Source organism: Paenibacillus camerounensis, from assembly GCF_000723885.1.
In the GTDB taxonomy this organism is placed as follows: Bacteria; Bacillota; Bacilli; order Paenibacillales; family Paenibacillaceae; genus Paenibacillus_AQ; species Paenibacillus_AQ camerounensis.
In genome coordinates this window covers 14,290-32,498 of record NZ_CCDG010000118.1, presented here as the reverse complement: position 1 = coordinate 32,498, position 18,209 = coordinate 14,290, and the positions used below count along the sequence as shown (strand labels likewise).

At 52.6% G+C, this 18,209-nt stretch carries 16 protein-coding genes; all 16 read right to left on the bottom strand.

All coding sequences use genetic code 11. From position 1 onward, the window contains the following. Positions 1 to 432: 432 nt before the first annotated feature. Positions 433 to 1,158 (bottom strand): DnaD domain-containing protein, encoded by a 726-nt coding sequence (locus BN3772_RS29760; protein ID WP_042204326.1) that lies wholly within the window; start codon positions 1,156 to 1,158, stop codon positions 433 to 435. Positions 1,159 to 1,180: 22 nt separating this feature from the next. Further along, a complete protein-coding gene (gene asnS / locus BN3772_RS29755; RefSeq protein ID WP_042204324.1) occupies positions 1,181 to 2,476 on the bottom strand; it encodes an asparagine--tRNA ligase in 1,296 nt (431 codons plus the stop codon). 21 nt (positions 2,477 to 2,497) lie between these two features. Beyond that, on the bottom strand, positions 2,498 to 3,706 hold the full coding sequence (locus BN3772_RS29750) for an acetate/propionate family kinase (protein ID WP_042204322.1): 1,209 nt from the start codon (positions 3,704 to 3,706) through the stop codon (positions 2,498 to 2,500). Beyond that, positions 3,703 to 4,575, bottom strand: a complete 873-nt coding sequence (locus BN3772_RS29745; protein WP_042178124.1) for a 3-hydroxyacyl-CoA dehydrogenase family protein — start codon at positions 4,573 to 4,575, stop codon at positions 3,703 to 3,705. Before BN3772_RS29745 ends, BN3772_RS29750 begins: the two co-directional genes overlap by 4 nt. 132 nt (positions 4,576 to 4,707) lie before the next feature. Continuing rightward, entirely contained in the window at positions 4,708 to 6,210 is a 1,503-nt protein-coding gene (locus BN3772_RS29740; protein ID WP_042204320.1) for an AAA family ATPase, read from the bottom strand. Next, positions 6,203 to 6,745, bottom strand: a complete 543-nt coding sequence (locus BN3772_RS29735; protein ID WP_042204318.1) for a hypothetical protein — start codon at positions 6,743 to 6,745, stop codon at positions 6,203 to 6,205. Before BN3772_RS29735 ends, BN3772_RS29740 begins: the two co-directional genes overlap by 8 nt. A 384-nt stretch (positions 6,746 to 7,129) precedes the next feature. Continuing rightward, positions 7,130 to 7,648 carry a cell wall elongation regulator TseB-like domain-containing protein gene (locus BN3772_RS29730; RefSeq protein WP_042204316.1) on the bottom strand — a complete coding sequence of 173 codons (519 nt, stop codon included), beginning with the start codon at positions 7,646 to 7,648 and terminating at the stop codon, positions 7,130 to 7,132. Between the two features lie 68 nt (positions 7,649 to 7,716). Next, complete coding sequence (locus BN3772_RS29725) at positions 7,717 to 9,018, bottom strand: amidohydrolase (RefSeq protein WP_042204315.1); 1,302 nt, start codon at positions 9,016 to 9,018, stop codon at positions 7,717 to 7,719. Then, positions 9,005 to 9,658, bottom strand: a complete 654-nt coding sequence (locus BN3772_RS29720; RefSeq protein WP_042178137.1) for a redox-sensing transcriptional repressor Rex — start codon at positions 9,656 to 9,658, stop codon at positions 9,005 to 9,007. The genes BN3772_RS29725 and BN3772_RS29720 overlap by 14 nt, the downstream gene beginning before the upstream one ends. A 130-nt stretch (positions 9,659 to 9,788) precedes the next feature. Next, a complete protein-coding gene (dinG, locus tag BN3772_RS29715) occupies positions 9,789 to 12,647 on the bottom strand; it encodes an ATP-dependent DNA helicase DinG (RefSeq protein WP_042204312.1) in 2,859 nt (952 codons plus the stop codon). 117 nt (positions 12,648 to 12,764) lie between these two features. Then, positions 12,765 to 13,409 carry a tetratricopeptide repeat protein gene (locus BN3772_RS29710; protein ID WP_042204309.1) on the bottom strand — a complete coding sequence of 215 codons (645 nt, stop codon included), beginning with the start codon at positions 13,407 to 13,409 and terminating at the stop codon, positions 12,765 to 12,767. 114 nt (positions 13,410 to 13,523) lie between these two features. Continuing rightward, positions 13,524 to 13,907: an aspartate 1-decarboxylase gene (panD, locus tag BN3772_RS29705; RefSeq protein ID WP_042204307.1), complete on the bottom strand. Its 384-nt coding sequence runs from the start codon at positions 13,905 to 13,907 to the stop codon at positions 13,524 to 13,526. Continuing rightward, the gene (gene panC, locus BN3772_RS29700) at positions 13,900 to 14,790 is read right to left on the bottom strand and encodes a pantoate--beta-alanine ligase (protein ID WP_042204304.1); all 891 of its coding nucleotides are present in this window, start codon (positions 14,788 to 14,790) and stop codon (positions 13,900 to 13,902) included. The genes panD and panC overlap by 8 nt, the downstream gene beginning before the upstream one ends. A 1-nt stretch (position 14,791) precedes the next feature. Then, positions 14,792 to 15,658, bottom strand: a complete 867-nt coding sequence (gene panB / locus BN3772_RS29695; RefSeq protein WP_042204301.1) for a 3-methyl-2-oxobutanoate hydroxymethyltransferase — start codon at positions 15,656 to 15,658, stop codon at positions 14,792 to 14,794. 325 nt (positions 15,659 to 15,983) lie between these two features. Next, on the bottom strand, positions 15,984 to 16,784 hold the full coding sequence (locus BN3772_RS29690) for a biotin--[acetyl-CoA-carboxylase] ligase (RefSeq protein WP_052380753.1): 801 nt from the start codon (positions 16,782 to 16,784) through the stop codon (positions 15,984 to 15,986). After that, positions 16,774 to 18,207 carry a CCA tRNA nucleotidyltransferase gene (locus BN3772_RS29685; RefSeq protein WP_042204299.1) on the bottom strand — a complete coding sequence of 478 codons (1,434 nt, stop codon included), beginning with the start codon at positions 18,205 to 18,207 and terminating at the stop codon, positions 16,774 to 16,776. Before BN3772_RS29685 ends, BN3772_RS29690 begins: the two co-directional genes overlap by 11 nt. Positions 18,208 to 18,209 lie beyond the last annotated feature (2 nt).

Genomic DNA, 18,209 nt, shown 5'->3' with positions numbered 1-18,209 from the left:
GAATTATGAAATTGTCTCCTCCATACAACTAAAGCAGCCTAAATGAGCTTAAATCACTACATTCCGAAATTATAGCTGTATAAAGTACACTTAAAAGGCGAGTGGTTATAGAATCCGCTGTTTTAATTGCACATAATACATCTAAACGGCACCAGCACAGTATTCAACACCGCCGTGATAACCAGCAACGCCCCCGTCAGCATCCTCAAAGATGACTGTCGGGGGCGTTTTTATTAGCCGGCTCTATATAAGATTCCAATCAAACCAGCGGGCCTGTAAGCGGCTCATCCAGAATTATACGAAAATGTGCCTCTTGAGCAGCGTGGTTCTTGATATACATCCGGTAATCGCCGTCTGCAGGTACCTTTGCAACACGCAAAAAAACCTGCCGGACTTGGTTTCCCAAGCGGGCAGGCTTCACATAAGGCACCGTCATCTTCCGCCGCCACGGAATTTCTGGTTATAATTCTTGACGTCCTGGGCATTCTTCACCCGGTTACGCGACCATTCCAGCAGGATACGGTCGATATAACGGAAATGAACCTTGCCGGCAAAGACGGATTCTTTCAGTGCCAGCAGAATCAGCTCCTCCGGATACCGGTCCTGATCCACCCAGCCGGAGATGGTCTCGCACTCCATCGGGGATAACGGCCGGCCGAATTCCTTCTCGAATATACTGAACAGATTGCGGCTCTCCGGCTCTGCAGCCGCAGTGGAGTTCCCGGCAATCCGGGTAACAGTATGTCCAGAATGCTGGGAGGCGGAACTTCTGCCATCAGCCGCCTCTTGTGCAGCTTCAGCAAGGACGTTGCCCAGCTTATTAAATAGCCCGGTAAAATTGTACTGCTCGTAATGTAAATTCCTAAGCTCGTCATTGGCTCCATCAATGCTGATAAAGCCTTCCTTCATCAGCTTCTGCAGTTCTCCTGCTATTGCGGAGATACTGCGTCCGGTCACACTTTGCAAGTCCTCCAGCGACGGGAACTCAATGCCCTCCACCTGCCGGAAAGACAGCAGATGGATAAGCAGCATCGTTTCATCACTGCTCAGATTCAGCTTCCGGTAATATTTTAAGAGTGCATAAGGAATGACGGCCATCCCGTGCTGAAGGCCGAACGCTGCACCTTCACCCCAGGCATTCCATCCTTTGCCGTCCATACTTCTGCTCCCTTCACTTTATTTACGGATATAAACGGTACAGTGTACGAGGGAACGGAATCGTTTCGCGCACATGATCCAGACCGCAGATCCAGGCTACTGTACGCTCAAGGCCCAGCCCGAAGCCGGAGTGAGGCACGGAGCCGTAGGTACGCAGATCCATATACCACTTGTAAGTGTCCTTCGACAAATTATGCTCCTTGAAACGTTGCTCCAGTAATGCCGGATCATCGATACGCTGCGATCCGCCGATAATCTCGCCGTAGCCTTCAGGTGCAATCATATCTGCACAGAGTACAACCTCAGGACGTTCAGGGTGCGGTTTCATATAGAATGCTTTGAAGGAAGCCGGATAATGGGTAATGAATACCGGCTTATCGTTGACTTCGGCAATCGCTGTTTCATGCGGAGCACCGAAGTCATCGCCCCAGGCAATTTCATGACCGTTGTCATTCAGAAATTTAATAGCATCATCGTAAGTAATCCGCGGGAACGGTGCTTTGATGTTCTCCAGCTTGGATACATCACGGCCTACCGCTTCAAGCTCGGCGCGGCAATTCGTAAGTACGGATTGAACGATAAAGCTGATGAAATCCTCCTGTACCTTCAGGCTTTCTTCATGGTCAGTAAAGGCCATTTCCGGCTCGATCATCCAGAACTCAATCAGATGGCGGCGGGTCTTGGATTTCTCTGCACGGAAGGTTGGTCCGAAGGAATACACCTTGCCAAGCGCCATTGCTGCAGCTTCCATATACAGCTGTCCGCTCTGTGTCAGGTAGGCATCCTCATCGAAATACTTTGTATGGAACAGATTGGTGGTTCCTTCAGCCGAAGTTGGTGTCAGGATCGGCGGATCTACCTTGGTGAAATCATTTTCGTTAAAGAACTGCTGAATCGCACGGATAATCTCCGCACGGATAACGAGTACCGCACGCTGCTTCGAGGAGCGAAGCCAGAGGTGACGGTGATCCATCAGGAAGTCAACGCCATGCTCCTTAGGGGTAATCGGATAATTCTCAGTGAGATGCAGCACTTCAATGCCGGTAACCGTCATTTCATATCCGGACTGGCTGCGCGGCTCTTCACGGATAATGCCCGTTACATACAGGGAGCTTTCCTGGGTGAGGCTTTTAGCATCATCCCATACCTGCTCAGGCACTTCTGATTTCACCACAACACCCTGGATATAGCCTGTACCGTCACGAAGCTGCAGGAATTGAATTTTACCGCTGGAGCGCTTGTTGTTTACCCAACAACCGATGACAACACTCTCTCCCACATGCTCATTCACATTCTTGATCACACTTTTGTTAGCCATGCCTAAGATCTCTCCTCTAATTTAGCCGTTAATTCCTTGCACCAGACGATAAGTATCGCGGGCAATGACAAGCTCTTCGTTTGTCGGAACCACCAGCACCTGCACCTTGGAATCAGCTGTGGAGATGCGGCGCGGATCGCCGGAACGTACTTTGTTAGCCTCAGCATCCAGCTCGATGCCCAGGAACGTCAGATTGTTCAGTACCCGTTCACGCAGCAGTGAGGCATTCTCGCCGACACCTGCTGTGAAGACGATAATATCCACACCGTTCATAGCTGCTGCATAAGAACCGATATATTTGCGCAGACGGTATTCGTACATTTCAAAAGCAAGCGTAGAATTAGCTTCGCCCTTCTCAGCCCCGTCAATAATATCGCGCATGTCGCTGCTCACGCCGGAAATAGCCAGCAGGCCGCTGTGCTTGTTCAGCATGGAGTTGACTTCACCGACAGACAGCTCTTCCTTATTCATGACATAAGGAACGATAGCCGGATCAAGGTCACCGCTGCGTGTGCCCATCATCAGGCCTTCAAGCGGAGTCATCCCCATCGAAGTGTCTACAGAAACGCCGCCCTGAACCGCGGTTACGCTGGCACCGTTACCGATGTGACAGGTAATGATCTTGAGGTCTCCGAGCGGACGGTCCAGATACTCGGCAGCAGCTTTGCTTACGAAGTCATGGGAGGTACCGTGTGCGCCATAGCGGCGGACTTTGTATTTGTTGTACAGCACTCTAGGAATGGCATACATATAAGCTTTTTCAGGCATAGTCTGGTGGAACGCAGTATCAAAAATAACAGCCTGAGGAACACCCGGCATATTGATTTCAGTTGCTGTAATCCCCATTACTGCAGCAGGGTTGTGCAGCGGAGCAAGGTCGAACAATTGACGGATCTTCGATTTAGCATCGCCGCTAACCAAGGATGATTCTTTGAAAAATTCGCCCCCGTGCACTACACGGTGGCCCACAGCATTGATTTCTTCAATAGAGCTGATTACCCCGTGTACACTGTCAGTCAGACAGGCGAGCACTTTACGGATAGCAGTGTTGTGCTCAAGAATTTCGCTGACTTCGGTTACTTCCTGTTTACCGGTCGGCTTGTGGGTCAGAATGGAGGAATCCATCCCGATACGTTCAACCAGGCCTTTAGCCAGAACGGACTCATCCGTCATATTATACAGCTGATATTTCAGAGAGGAACTGCCGGAGTTAATTACTAAAACGTTCATATACGGTCACCATCCTTGTCATACTTGAAGAAGCCTTCTCCGGATTTCGCACCCAGTTGTCCTGCACGCACCATTTTCTTAAGAATCGTGGACGGACGGTATTTAAGCTCGCCGTATTCACGGAACATGTTCTCAAGTGCGGCAAGTACAGAATCCAGACCGAAGCGGTCAGCCATTTCAAGCGGTCCGTGCTGGAACTGGTAGCCGATACGCATAGCATCATCGATATCTTCAGGCGAAGCGACACCTTCCTGCAGAACATGCATAGCTTCGTTAATGAACAGGCAAATTAGGCGTGAAGTTACAAATCCCGGGGATTCGTAGATCATAACGCCCTTCTTCTCAACGATTTCATCGACAAAGGTTTTGGTATCTTCGAAAGTGCTCTCCGAAGTTTTCAGGCCGCGCACGATTTCAACGAGATCCACCTTGCCGACAGGATGGATGAAATGCATACCGATAACACGCTCTGGATACATTGTAGAGCTGGCAAGCTCAGTAAGGCTAAGTGTAGACGTATTGCTGGCCAGGATGATATGGCTTGGACATACCTGGTCAAGCTGGTTAAATACTTTTTGCTTATCTTCCAGATCTTCAGTAATCGTTTCGATGACCATATCGCAGGAGCTGAGCTCGGCGAAATGTGTCACTTTCTGGATACGGCTCAGAATCAGCTTCTTCTCAGCCTGGGTAATAGCCCATTTCTCCAGCTGTTTGTCGAGGCTTGTCTCGATCATTTCGTAGGAGTAGTCCAGTCTTTCAGCATTTTTCTCCACTAGTAATACATCCAGGCCTTTGGCTGCCAGCATTTCAGCAATCCCTTGACCCATTGTGCCACCGCCGATGACACCAATTTTTTTAAACTTCATTTAAAAGCCTCCATCCTTTCAGGTATCTATACTTTTGTATTGTACCTTGTCTGTCGAAAAAAATATGTAGCACGACATATAATAATATCTTAGCATGTCTGAAAAGTAAAAAAAAATAACCGGCATAAATATTTATGCCGGTAATTTTACACTGTCACGAAATTGACAACGAAATTGCTCTCCGGAGAGGACTTCTTCCTTCATAAGGATGTCAAGGGAGTAATCAAAGATGTTCCGTTGATCTTCCAGCAGATCACGAGTACGAATCATAAGATCATCCAGTATTTTACTGTTTTCCTTCATAAGCTCTTCTGTGGTAACCATTTGCAGATTTGCAATACCCAGTGAAGTGAGGCCGGATTTCATCATAGTCTCTACAATATTAAGAGCCTGGTCAAAATCACCCCGTGAGCCTGTGCTGCGCCCCCCGTAATACATTTCCTCAGAGGCCGCGCCGCCAAGCGCAATCATAATCTGATGCTCCAAATAATCCTTAGTATACAGGTACTGCTCTGTCTGCGGATTGTGCCGTACATAACCGAGCGCCTGTCCCCGCGGAGTCAGCGTTACCTGGCTTACACTTCCCGGACGCAGCAGCTCTGCCATAATCGCATGCCCCAGCTCGTGGATCGCGACCCGGCGTTTTTCTTCCTGGTTGGTTTCGCGGTCGGTTTTCTCACCCATCATGACCTTATCAATCGCGGAGGACAGATGCCGCTGCTCAACCTGGGTCAAATTCTCGCGCATCATATAAATGGCAGCCTCGTTCATGACACTTTCCAGCTGTGCACCGGAGAAGCCGTAAGCCTCCTCGGCAATTCTGTCCAGATCGACAGCCGGATGCAGCGGCTTGTTCTTGGCGTGAAGATCAAGAATCGACTTACGGCCTTTCTTGTCAGGCATATCAACCTGGATGTGACGGTCAAAGCGGCCCGGGCGCAGCAGTGCGGAATCCAGCATTTCTTTACGGTTCGTTGCCGCTACCAGCAGAATACGCGGTGTATCGCTGTTATAGATCCCGTCCATCTCCGTCAGCAGCTGATTCAGCGTCTGATCATACTCACGCTGCTGTCCGCCTTCACGTTTACCCCCGATAACATCAATCTCATCAATAAAAATAATGGCACTCTGCTTATTTTCCTTAACAGCACGTGTACGGGCATCCTTGAACAGATCACGGATACGTCCGGCACCGACACCTACGTACATTTCTACAAACTCACTGCCTGATGCTGCCACAAATACGGAATTGGTATAATGAGCCGCGGCTTTAGCCATCAGTGTCTTCCCTGTTCCCGGAGGGCCTGTCAAAAGAATCCCTTTGAGCGGGCGGATGCCGAACTTGCTGATCTCCTCATGCCGGATCAAAAAGTCAAGCGCCTCGCGCAGCTCCTGCTTTGCGTTATCCTGTCCGCCAATCTCTTCAAAGGTCAGCTTAGACGGTCCGTTCTTCTTACGCTTCTTGTCTGCTCCGGCATTAACAGTCAATCCGCCGCGCAGATGGGCAATCACCAGCAGAGCGGCAACCATACCGGCAGCAATAATCACCGGAACAATATTAATTCCGACAAAAGCCATAAAGATCAGCAGGACCGGCGCAAAACCGGCGAGGACTTCCTTCCAGTACTTAGGCATTGTTCCACACTCCCATCGACCCGGGAACCCGCGGTAAAATGATAAATTTGCTCTGTTTACCGTCACTCAGGCTCACGTAGACGTTATTATCATCAATTTCTGTTGTAGCTATCACGTCTTTATACTCTGTATTTTGTGTTTTGAGTCCGTCAAGCTTAGCCGGAATCAAGGTATATTTGCGGCTTTCCATCGCTTCTGCGACCGAAAACATCGCCTTTTCCCAGTAATCATCCAGCAGCTGGCTTGAGTTCTGGTCAACATCTAGCTTCAGCATCCGGCCGCCCATGGCCGACTTGCCTTCTGTATTCACATACTGCACAAGCTCACGCAATTTGGTTCCCGGCTCAAGCTCAAGTTTCAAAGTGACTTCATTGCGGTTAATACTAATATGTGATTCATTGACTCCTTCATAGGATGATACAATCTTCTGGAGCGGCTCCTGCACAGCGAACTGGCGGTAGGCATACCAGCCTCCAAATAACAGCGCAGCAGACAGCAGAGACGTTAACAGTACAGGCATAAGACGTAATTTCAAGAAACGTCCTCCTCTCAGATGTAAGCCAATCAATATATAATAGATTAAGATAGCATGTCTAGCGTTTTTCATAATCCGGCGTGCTCTTTCGCATGTCTTAAGTACAAGCATTAGTATATCACAGGTGTATATACGATTCCGCAAAAAAATGTGAATATATTTAAAATTTTCGGTACTAATTATTGGATGTTACTTTGTTGCTTCTTTTTCATATCGGCAAAAAAGACATGAATGATGAGCTCATTCATGTCTTTTATTTGTGATTTCAGGTATATTCTGTTTAGAATTCCGTCTTATCTGCATTGCTATAGATATACTATAATCATCAGAAATAACATATCAATTGTATATCACACAAAGCATATTCCAGTATAGTCCGCCTTCTTATTGACTAGGCAGACTATAGCCGTCCCCGATGGCCGTACCATCGGCAAAGCGGTAGAACCGGTAATAGTACCGGCCCTCCTGCTTGTAAAAGACCTGCCACACATACTCCCCGTTAAATACGCCGGGCAGGAGCCGCCGGATGTCGGCACCGGGCAGCTCGGCAGCAAGCCGGTCCTTCATCTGCTGCTCGGAAGTGCCGCCGGCCAGCTCAGCCGCATACACATCGTTGTCGCCTCCTGCCGGCTTGCCGTCCAGTGTAAAACGGACCCATACCATCAGTCTGGTGCCTGCTTCATTGGTGCCCGTAAGCACCCAATAGGCTGAGTTCTCATCCCAGACAGACTTTTGCGCTTTGGTCACTTCAGTCAGTCCTGCACGGGCTCTGGCCACTTCTTTGGCTGCGCTGCGCTCAGCCCACTGGTCCTTCATTATAAAGGCATAGAACTGCCCGAGTCCGAACAAAAGGAGCAGTACCGCGCCGACCGCCAGCGGAAGCCATTTTTTCCTTTTCCTCAAAGTACAGCTCCCTTTCCTCTATATAACCTCTGTATCAATAACGGCAGCACCGCTTATAACTAACCCTCTTACCGTCTGAGCAGGCTTTCGAAAGTCTCCTGCGCTTTACGGCGGATCTCCTCTTCATCCAGTGTCAGGCACTGGCCGTCCTTCACAACCTGCTTGCCGTTAACCCAGACATGTGCCACGTCTTTTGCACTTGCTGAGTATACAGCGTGGGAGAGCAGGTCGGAATGAGGAAGCAGATGCGGCTGGTCAATGTCAATCGCAATAAAGTCTGCCTTCATGCCTGCAGCCAGACGGCCCACATTAGCCAGATAGATGGAGGAGGCCCCGTATTCCGTTGCCATCAGCAGCGCTTCCGGTGCAGGAACAGCTGTCGGGTCACCGCTGACGCCTTTGTGGATCAGCGCGGCAAGCCGCATCTCTTCGAACATATCCAGATTGTTGTTGCTGGCTGCCCCGTCGGTGCCGAGTGAAACCTTGACTCCCGCCTTTAGCAGTTCCGGCACACGGGCAACCCCGCTCGCCAGCTTCAGGTTGCTGCCAGGGTTATGAGATACTCCGACATTGTACTTCGCCAGAATCTCGATTTCCTCATCATTCAGATGAACGCCATGGGCAATCAGGGAAGGCCGGGTGAACATACCAAGCTTCTCCAGATGTGCCACAGGACGAAGCCCGTAATCGGCGACATTCTGTTCTACTTCATGGCGTGTCTCAGACATATGTGTATGCATCGGCAGATCCAGATCATGGGCTGCCTGTACAAATTTCATGAAGAAATCCGGAGGACAGGTGTACGGCGCATGCGGTGAGAGCATAGCTGTAATTCTGCCGTCCGCCTTACCGTGCCAGCTGCGCGCGAATTCTACAGCTTCTGCCAGCTTCTGATTCTGCACATCTTCAGGACACAGGCCGATCGCTCCGCGCATCAGTACTGCACGGATGCCGGAAAGCTCCGTAACCTCTGCCACCCGGTCCATATGATCGTACATATCAAGGAAGGTTGTGGTTCCGCCCTTTAACATTTCCAGGACAGACAGTGCTGTTCCCCAGTACACATCATTACCGGTAAATTTCGCTTCCATCGGCCACATTTTCTCCTGCAGCCAGGTCTGAAGCACCATATCGTCACCATACCCGCGCAGCAGCGACATCGCCGCATGGCCGTGGGTGTTGACCAGTCCCGGCATAAATAGCAGGCGGCTGCCGTCAACACTCAGAACACCCTCTTCGGCTGCAGGCTTGTCTTCCCCTATGTATGTGATCAGATCATCCTCTATAGTCATGTAACCGCTCAAGACAGGCTTAAGCGAGCCCGGTACAAGAAACCGGCCGTTCAAGATTATGGTTTTATTGCTGCTCATCTCTTATTTCGTCCTTTCCGTCATGCAAATAATAGGCAAGGCTCTGCAGATCCGTAGTAAAATCAGCTGCATGAATACGGATTGTCGGCGGGGTCTTCAGAATAACCGGCGCAAAGTTAAGAATGGCTTCAATGCCCGATTCCACCAAAATATCAGCAACATTCTGCGCTTCGCTGTCGGGTACCGTAATAATGCCGATCCGGATCCCCTGTTCACGGATGGTCCGGCCCAGCTCCTCCATCGGCTGAACGGTCAGAGAGTTGATCTTTTGTCCCACTTTAGGAGCGTAGGAATCAAAAATGGCTGTTATCTTCATTGTATCCTTAAGATAGGCATTGTAATTTGAAAGGGCATGGCCGAGGTTACCGGCTCCTACCAGTGCAACGTTGATCTGCTGGTCAAGCTTGAGGATGTGACGGATTTTTTCGATCAGATAAGACACATCATAGCCAATGCCCTTCCGGCCGAAATCACCAAAATAAGCCAGATCCTTACGGATCTGAGCCGGATTAAGATCAAGCTTCTGTCCCAGCTCCTGGGAAGAAACGGTTGCAATTTCACGCTTCTGGAGATCATTCAGGAAACGCAGGTACACAGGGAGCCTGCGTACGACAGCCTCTGATATTTTGTCCGATTTCATGTATTCTCCTCCTAAATTTAGTCTTGCTCTGATGTTGCTCAGATGTGTATGAAATCCGCATCCGTCCCCTTATTAATCAACGGGAGACGGAGCGGTCTCTGGACAATAAATAGATAATGACGCAAAGTCTTTATGAAATGCCGCCTTCCAGCCATTCCTCAATTCTCGGAACCATCTGGTCGGTCAGCATATGCTCCATCTTGGGTCCGGGCAGCGAATACAGGAAATACTTTCCGTAGTAAGACTCGATTACCCTGGTATCATATACAATGACAATTCCCCGATCCTGAGCGGTACGAACCAGCCGGCCGAAGCCCTGCTTGAAGCGGATAACCGCCTGGGGAACCGACAGCTTCATGAACGGATTCTTTTTCTGTGCCTGGAGCAGCTCTGACTTGGCCTCTGCAAGCGGGTGGTTAGGCGGCTGAAACGGAAGTCTCACAATAGCCAGACAGGTAAGAGCATCACCTGGAATATCCACGCCTTCCCAGAAGCTGCTTGTGCCCAGAAGTACGGCTGCCGGACTGTCCTGGAACCGCCGGATCAGCTTGCTGCGGCTGCCTCCTTCAATTCCTTGTCCAAGTACGGCGATATCCTCAGAGGACAACGCTTCTTTAAGCGGATCATAGACCTGCCTCAGCATCTTATAAGAAGTAAACAGCACCAGCATGCGTCCTCTCGTTGCAATTGCCGCTTCTGCCAGCGAATGCACAAGCTTGTCAACAAACCGCGCATCCCCCACACTGCCCTTAATACTTGGGAAATCACGCGGAATAACGAGCAGTGCCTGCTCACGGTAATTAAACGGTGAAGGCAGCAGCGCCGTCATCAGCCTGTCCTGCTGCGCGGCTTCACCCAGACCAAGATTATCAATCATGAACTGGAAGGACTTATCCACAGACAGCGTGGCCGAGGTCAAGGTTATACTCTTTTTCTTATCGAAGAACAGCTCCTTGAGCTGGGTGCTGACATCCACCGGAACAGCATACAGCTGCAGGGATTTGCCGCGGTAGTTGCTGCTGCCCTCCATCCAGTAAACAATGTTCTCGTCATTAAGACCCATGAAGAAGCGGATCTGCTCCCGGATGGACGTCAGGTCCTTGAACAATCCGCCGATGTCGGTAACCAGGCTGTCCGAGGATGACTGGCTGTCGGTATCACGCATCTCACTGAGCATCTTATCGCCTCTGCGGATGATGTCGCTGAGGCAGAGATTCAGCGTATTCTCCAGTGCGGACAGCTCTTCCCAGTCCCTCGGCTTTTTGCCCGGATGCAGCCGTGACACCAGCTGCCCCGCCTCTCCGGCTGCCGCATCACTTCGGTCAGGCAGCAGGCCGAACAGCTTGTCGCTCAGCACATCCCATGTCTCCTTGACGGTCAGCAGATCCGGATAGATCCGGTCAATGACGCTGCTCCATTCGGAAGCCTGCTCGCTTCCTGAAGACTGCAAAGTCTGGCGCAGCGCCGGCAGCTGGCCGTTCTTACTGTCCTTATACAGCCGCGTGAGTGTATGGGCTACAGTAAAATACTTCATCTGCATACCCAGATGCTTACCGGCCACATCCTCCAGATGATGTGCCTCATCAATAATAAGATGCTCGTAGGCAGGCAGCAGCTGATGCCCGGCCTTCACATCTGCGAACAGCTTGGAATGATTCGTAATAACTACATCGGCAATGCCCGCTTCATGCTTGGCCCGGTGATAATAACATTTCCGGAACCATGGGCAGGCCCGGCCCAGACAGGAATCAGTGTCGCTGGCGACGCTCTCCCAGAAATCGCCGCCCCGGCCGCTTAGATTCAGCTCCTCGTCGTCGCCTGACTGTGTCTGGGTAAGCCACACAAGCATTTGCGCTGCAGTGAGCGATTCTTCTCTGGTGCTCACGAAGTCTTTGTTATTTATTTTATGTTCAAACTTGCGCAGACACAAATAGTGCCCTCTTCCTTTAAAGACGGCAGCCTTGAACGGGAACGGAACCACTGTGGTCAGGAGAGGGATATCCCGCTCGCGCAGCTGATCCTGCAGGTTGATAGTATGTGTGCTGACCATTACCTTCTGATCGGTGCGCACACTGTGATAAATTGCCGGCAGCAGATAACCCAGCGATTTGCCGGTTCCGGTGCCTGCTTCAATCAGCAGGTGCTTCTCCTCCTGAAGGGCGGTCTTTACTTCACCAATCATAATCTCCTGCGCCTCACGCGCCTCATACTGCGGCAGCGTATCTTTCAGGCGGACCGTTACCTCGGACATATAGTCCTCAAAGGATACATTCTCCAGAGGGCTGCCTGAACCCTCCTCACGGGGCGGAGCAAGCTCTGCCCAATCACCGACAGCCAGCGCCAGCTGACGGTGAAACGTCAGCTCACCCTCCGGCTGAAAGGTCTCCATCTCCCGCTCGTGCAGCAGTCCGTCAAAGTACCAGGCCAAATCGCTGTCCTCACCGGCAAACAGCTCATTAAGCCGCTGAATCGTCAGCAGCGGCAGGCTGTACAGTTCATCAAGACATTTAAGCAGCGCAAGCGCTGTAGCAAGCGCATCGCTGTCCGCCTGATGCGGACGGTCATGTGTCAGACCGAAATGCGCGCTGACTGCACCGAGCTGGTACGTGGAGAGCGACGGAAAGCATATTTTGAGAAAATCAATCGTATCGAGAATTCTTCCCTGAAAAGGCAGATAACCGCAGCGGTCCAGAGCATTCTGTAAAAAGTGAAAATCAAAGGCGACATTATGCCCTACAAGCACAACATCATCGAGCAGCGGGACCAGCTCCATCATCATCTCATCCAGCTCCGGCGCATCCGCAACATCATCATCGGTAATGCCGGTCAGGCCTGTAATAAAAGGAGGAATCGGTGTTCCGGGCTTGACGTAGGACCCATATACCCGGGAGACGGTCCGGTCTTCTTCTATAATGGCAAGGCCAACCTGGATGATCTCACCCACAGATTGGGTTCCCGTAGTTTCAAAATCAAGCACGGCAAATTTCATTGTAAGTTCTATTCCCTTTCACTTGAGACTCCTTATCAGCATAACAGAAGTTACGTAAAAAGGCGATGCAAGCCGCTTGTTTCAAGTGGATGCACCGCCTAAATAAAATGGCTATAATTACAAAAGCGAAACCAGCTGGTTTCCGAACTGCAGCTTTCCGCCTTTTTTACGGCAGACCTCCAGATTGACGTTCGGCTCCGGCAATGCCGGATCATGCAGCAAAGACAGGCCAAACAGCTCACTCGCTTCATGGAAGCGTTCCTGGGAGGCCCTGATGCAGCCTAGCGCATTATAGACCATAGCCTTAAGCTTGCTCTCACGGATCAGGGCAAGCATATGATTCAGGTGGGCCCAGGCCGCATCTCCTTCGCCTTCCTGCAAATAAGCCATTGCCAGATACAGGCGGGCAGCCAGGCTGTCCGGATACCTCCCGATCACCTCCTGAAACTGCCCGATGCATTTGCCGTACATCAGCAGCTTATAATAACCCTGTCCCCTGACGAAAGATTCCATAGCCAGCTCTGGAGCCTCCTCCTGCTGCGGCATCTCATCCTCAGGCTCAAGCTGCAGCTCCGTCTGCTCCCTGAATTCACTCAGCTTCTCGGCAAAAACCAGCCACTCATCCATTACTTTATCGCTAAGCCTGTGAAGCATGTTGTACTTACGGATCAGATCATTCCGGGACTCCCCCTCCGCAGAAGGGTAGTCGCGGGCAATCTCCTGGAGCATCTTGTTCATTTCAGCAAATAAATGTTGAAACATGAGGACATCCCCCTTTACTGAACATGAAATCAGCCTAAGCTTGCCTGCCTTCATTTTTCGCAAAGTCGGGGCCGTTCATCCCTGCCATTGATTACATGGCTTATTTCAAGCGGATCAGGCGATTGTTGCGTGAACTTCATGGTCAGCCAGCTTAACCGGCTTGTTGTCAGCATCCACAAATACAACCGTAGGCTTATGTCCGGCCAGCTCTTCGGAGGACAGCATTGCATAAGAGATGATAATCACTGTATCACCGGGCTGTACCAGGCGGGCCGCTGCCCCGTTCAAACAGATGACGCCGCTGCCGCGCGGGCCAGGAATCACGTAGGTTTCCAGACGGGAGCCGTTATTATTGTCAACAATCTGTACCTTTTCGTTCTCGAGCAGATCGGCTGCTTCCATCAGATTCTCATCGATCGTGATGCTGCCGACGTAATTCAGATTGGCCTCTGTCACGGTCGCACGGTGAATTTTAGATTTCATCATATGTCTAAACAAGGGCGGGTACCTCCTTTGGAATAAATACATTATTATCAATCAGCCGGGTTCTGCCGAATTTGACAGCCAGTGCAATGATGATCTCTCCCTGGACGGCCGCCAGCGGAGAATGCTCCTCCAGCATCTCCAGATCAGGAAAAGACAAGATCTCCGTATAATCAATCACAGCAAGCGGAGCAGCTGAAATTTCCGAAACCAGCAGCTTTTGCGCTTCATTTACAGTGCGCACCGTTCCTTCTTCCATTGCCCGGCGTACAGCCTTCAGTGAACGGGACAGCACAAGCGCCTGGCTGCGTTCTTCCGCCGACAGATATACGTTGCGCGAGCTGAGCGCCAGCCCGTCATTTTCACGGACGATCGGGCAGGCAATAATCTCTACATTCATGTTGAGGTCGGATACCATCCGGCGAAGCACCGCCACCTGCTGGGCATCCTTAAGCCCGAAGAATGCATAATCAGGCTGCACCATATTAAACAGCTTATTGACAACTGTGGTCACACCGTCAAAATGCCCGGGGCGGGAAGCACCGCAGAGCCGGGTAGTCAGTGAAGCTACAGAGATTGTAGTAAGAGCCTGCTGCGGATACATCTCCTCCACACTTGGAATAAAAACAATATCCGCACCTTCGCGTTCAGCAAGCTCCAGATCCCGGGCTTCATCACGCGGATAAGAGGCATAATCCTCATTGGGTCCGAACTGCAGCGGATTGACAAAAATGCTCATCACCACCGTATTGCTCTTCTCACCGGCCTTGCGCAGCAGACTGGCATGTCCTTCATGAAGATAACCCATAGTCGGCACAAACCCGATCGGGGTATGCCCGCCCTGACGCATATAATCAAGCGCTTCGCGCAATTGTGCAACTGTTCTGACTACTCTCATCTTACTTCACTCCTTTTTTGGCAGCGCCGTATAAAGATTCCAGCACTTGCTCATCCGCTTTAAAAACATGGTTCTCAGCCGGGAAGGAACGCTCTTTCACTTCCTTGACATAGCTGCTGATTCCCTCACGGATGATACCCCCGACGTCGGCATAGGTTTTGACAAAACGCTTCTCCCGGTATGGCGAGGCATAGCGTACAAGATCATGGAATACAAGCACCTGCCCGTCGCAGTACCGGCCTGCCCCGATGCCAATTGTCGGAATGCTGAGCGCCTTCGTAATGGCTTCTGCCACTTCTTCCGTTACCAGCTCCAGAACGATCCCGAACGCGCCGGCGGCTTCAAGCGCCTTCGCCTCATTCATCAGCCGCTGTGCATCCGCAGGATCTTTGCCCTGAATCCGGTAGCCGCCGATCATATTGACCGACTGCGGCGTCAGGCCGATATGTCCGAGAACCGGCACGCCCGCCTTTGTAACTGCAGACACGGCATCGCAGATTTCAAGCCCGCCCTCCATCTTCACAGCATGGGCACGGCCCTCCTGCATCAGTCTGCGCACACCGCGCAGCGTCTCATCCACGCTTCCGTGATAGGTCATGAACGGCATATCCGCCACAATAAAAGTGTTCTGCGCCCCCCGGACGACAGAGCGGGTATGGTAGACCATATCATCGATCGTCACCGGCAGCGTCGTATCATAGCCGAGCACTACGTTTCCAAGTGAATCACCGACGAGGATCAGGTCAATTCCCGCCTCCTCCGCCAGCAGTGCCGAAGGATAATCATAAGCGGTCAGCATGCTCAGCGGCACACCGTCCGCTTTCATTTTTTTCATTTTGACAATGTTTAGTGCATGTTTGTCAGCCACTCTCTCCATTCCCCTTTTCGCAATTAATATACGCGTAAACGCGCAAACAAAAAAACCCTTTAGCATAATCGGCTAAATAGGTCCGAAGGGCAAAAAAGAGTCACTCGCGATCGTCCCTTCTGTCTCGGTCCTTACGGCTCAGAGCAGAATCCAACGTAACCGTGTTGTACAGTTATGAAGGTATATCCAAAAGCAATTACCCAATACTTGAAGCCTAGCCGGAGTACAGTTCACTATTCAGCGATACCGTCTCTGTCCATAGTATACCAAAACCTGACGGCAATTACACGAAAAAAATATGACAAGGGATGGAACCCTTGTCATATCAGATCATTTCTATCTCCCCTGACAGGATGCTGGTGATGTTGCCAGCCTCATCCTGCAGCAGTAAACCGCCGCTATCATCCAGCCCTACAGCCTTGCCTTCACAGCGTCCCTGAGGCGTATTAAAGAAAATCTGCCGGCCAAGCGTTACTGACATCGCCTCCCAGCGCTCCTTCACCGGATGAAAGCCCTGCTCCATGTACAGGCGGTACAGATACTCCAGTTCAGTCAGCACAGCCCGGGTCAGCTGATCCCGGTCGACCGGGATGCCGCCGCCTTCAATCAGCAGCGAAGTGCCAACCCCCTGAAGGTGATCCGGATAATCCTCCGGAACCAGGTTAGCGGAAATGCCGATTCCGGCGATGGCATAATGCAGGCCGCCTTCCCTGAGGCAGGATTCCACCAGGATGCCGCAGATTTTGCGTCCGCCGGCCAGCAGGTCATTCGGCCATTTAATTCCGGCCGGCACACCGGTTACCTCACGGATGGCTGTGCAGACTGCAACCCCCGCCAGCAGCGTGAGCTGCGGCGTCAAGGACAACGGCAGATCAGGGCGGAGCACAATGCTCATCCAGATGCCTTTGCCTTTTGGCGAATGCCACTTCCGGCCCATCCGGCCCCGGCCGCCGGTCTGTTCCTCTGCCCGGACGGCTGTGCCTTCCGGAGCACCAGCTTCAGCCAGCCTTTTGGCTTCCTCCTGGGTCGAAACCACCGAGTCAAGCAGCTGCAGGCCTTCCTGCCAGCCGGAAACGAAGCTGTCCCGTGCCGGAATGCCTGGGGTATGCTTACTGTTATGATTCATCTACATCCATCCTTCTTGCTTCCTGAAGCAGTACTTGTTGGTCATTCGGGCTGTCTCCTGCCGCCACAGCAAGCAGCAGCTTATTCAGCAGCACGCCGAGCCACGGACCGGGCGTCTTCTCAAGCAGGCCGGCCAGCTCCTTGCCGGTCACCGCCAAGTCGGCAAGTGAGCGAATCGGCATCCCTGTGGTCCATGACCGCAGGACGGCTGGCGGGATGTGGTGTAAGGGCCCTGCGTGGTCAGCAGTGTGAGTGACGACATGGTCAGCGGGCGCTGCGTTATTAGCAGCGCGCAAGGCGGCAGCGTCGGCTGGCGCTGCCATGCCGGCGCCTGAGTTCTGCGCAGGCGGCTCCGCGCCGCCTGCACTGCCTGCAGCGGCCTGCGGCAGCGCCGCAAGCAGCGTCACCCACCCATCGGCGGCGTCCGCGCCGATGGACAGCACGGCGGCTATCCAGCGCCGCCGAAGATGCTCCGTAGCGCCGGGAGTATCCGGCGCCACGGAGGCCAGCGCCGCGTCCCATGCCTCGCGGACGCGGAGCACGGCGGCGATGCTGCTGCGCGCCGCCCCCGGGAACGTCCATGCCCGCAGGAGCTTGTCGGCCGCTTCGGCCGGCTGCCCCAGGGCATGGAGGAGGAGCGCCCACCGCAGGCGGGCGCTCTCCAGTTCCCCGATCCCGGCCAGCATGGCGGCTGCCGCCGCCAGTGCTTCGCCGGTCCAGGGGAACGGGGCCTTGCCGCGCGCAAGCAGACCGCTGCGCGCAAGCAGGCCGAGGCCGCGCACAGGGTGCGGCCCCAGGACGATGCGTTCCGTCTCGGCGCGCACGCGCTCGACGGCGATATGCGCCAGCTTGTCCCGCTGGCGCAGCAGCCCCCGCCACGTATTCTTGGCGACGGCAAAATCCAGCACCGACGCGAACCGCACACAGCGCAGCATGCGCAGAGCGTCCTCGTCGAAGCGTTCCTCCGCGCTGCCTACGCAGCGGACCCTGCGCGCCCCTAAATCCTGTGCGCCCAGAAACGGGTCAACCAGCTCCCCGTCCAGTCCGCAGCAGATTGCATTGATTGTAAAGTCGCGCCGCCGCAGATCCTCTTTAACATCGCTTACAAAAGATACATGCTCCGGACGGCGGTGATCGGCATAGCCGCTCTCCGTCCGGTAAGTGGTCACTTCAAAGCTGAAGCCGTCCTGCAGCACTGTAACCGTTCCGTGGGCAAGCCCTGTCGGAACACAGCGCGGAAAGACAGCCATAACCTCCTCGGGCAGCGCCGAGGTAGTCAGGTCGATATCATGAACCGGCCGGCCCAGCAGCTCATCGCGGATACACCCTCCGACGAAATAAGCCTCACGGCCGCTCTCAAGCAGCCCTGTAATCACCTTGCGGGCTGCCGCCGCCATGCCGTCCGGTGCCATTGTCCATTCCATAT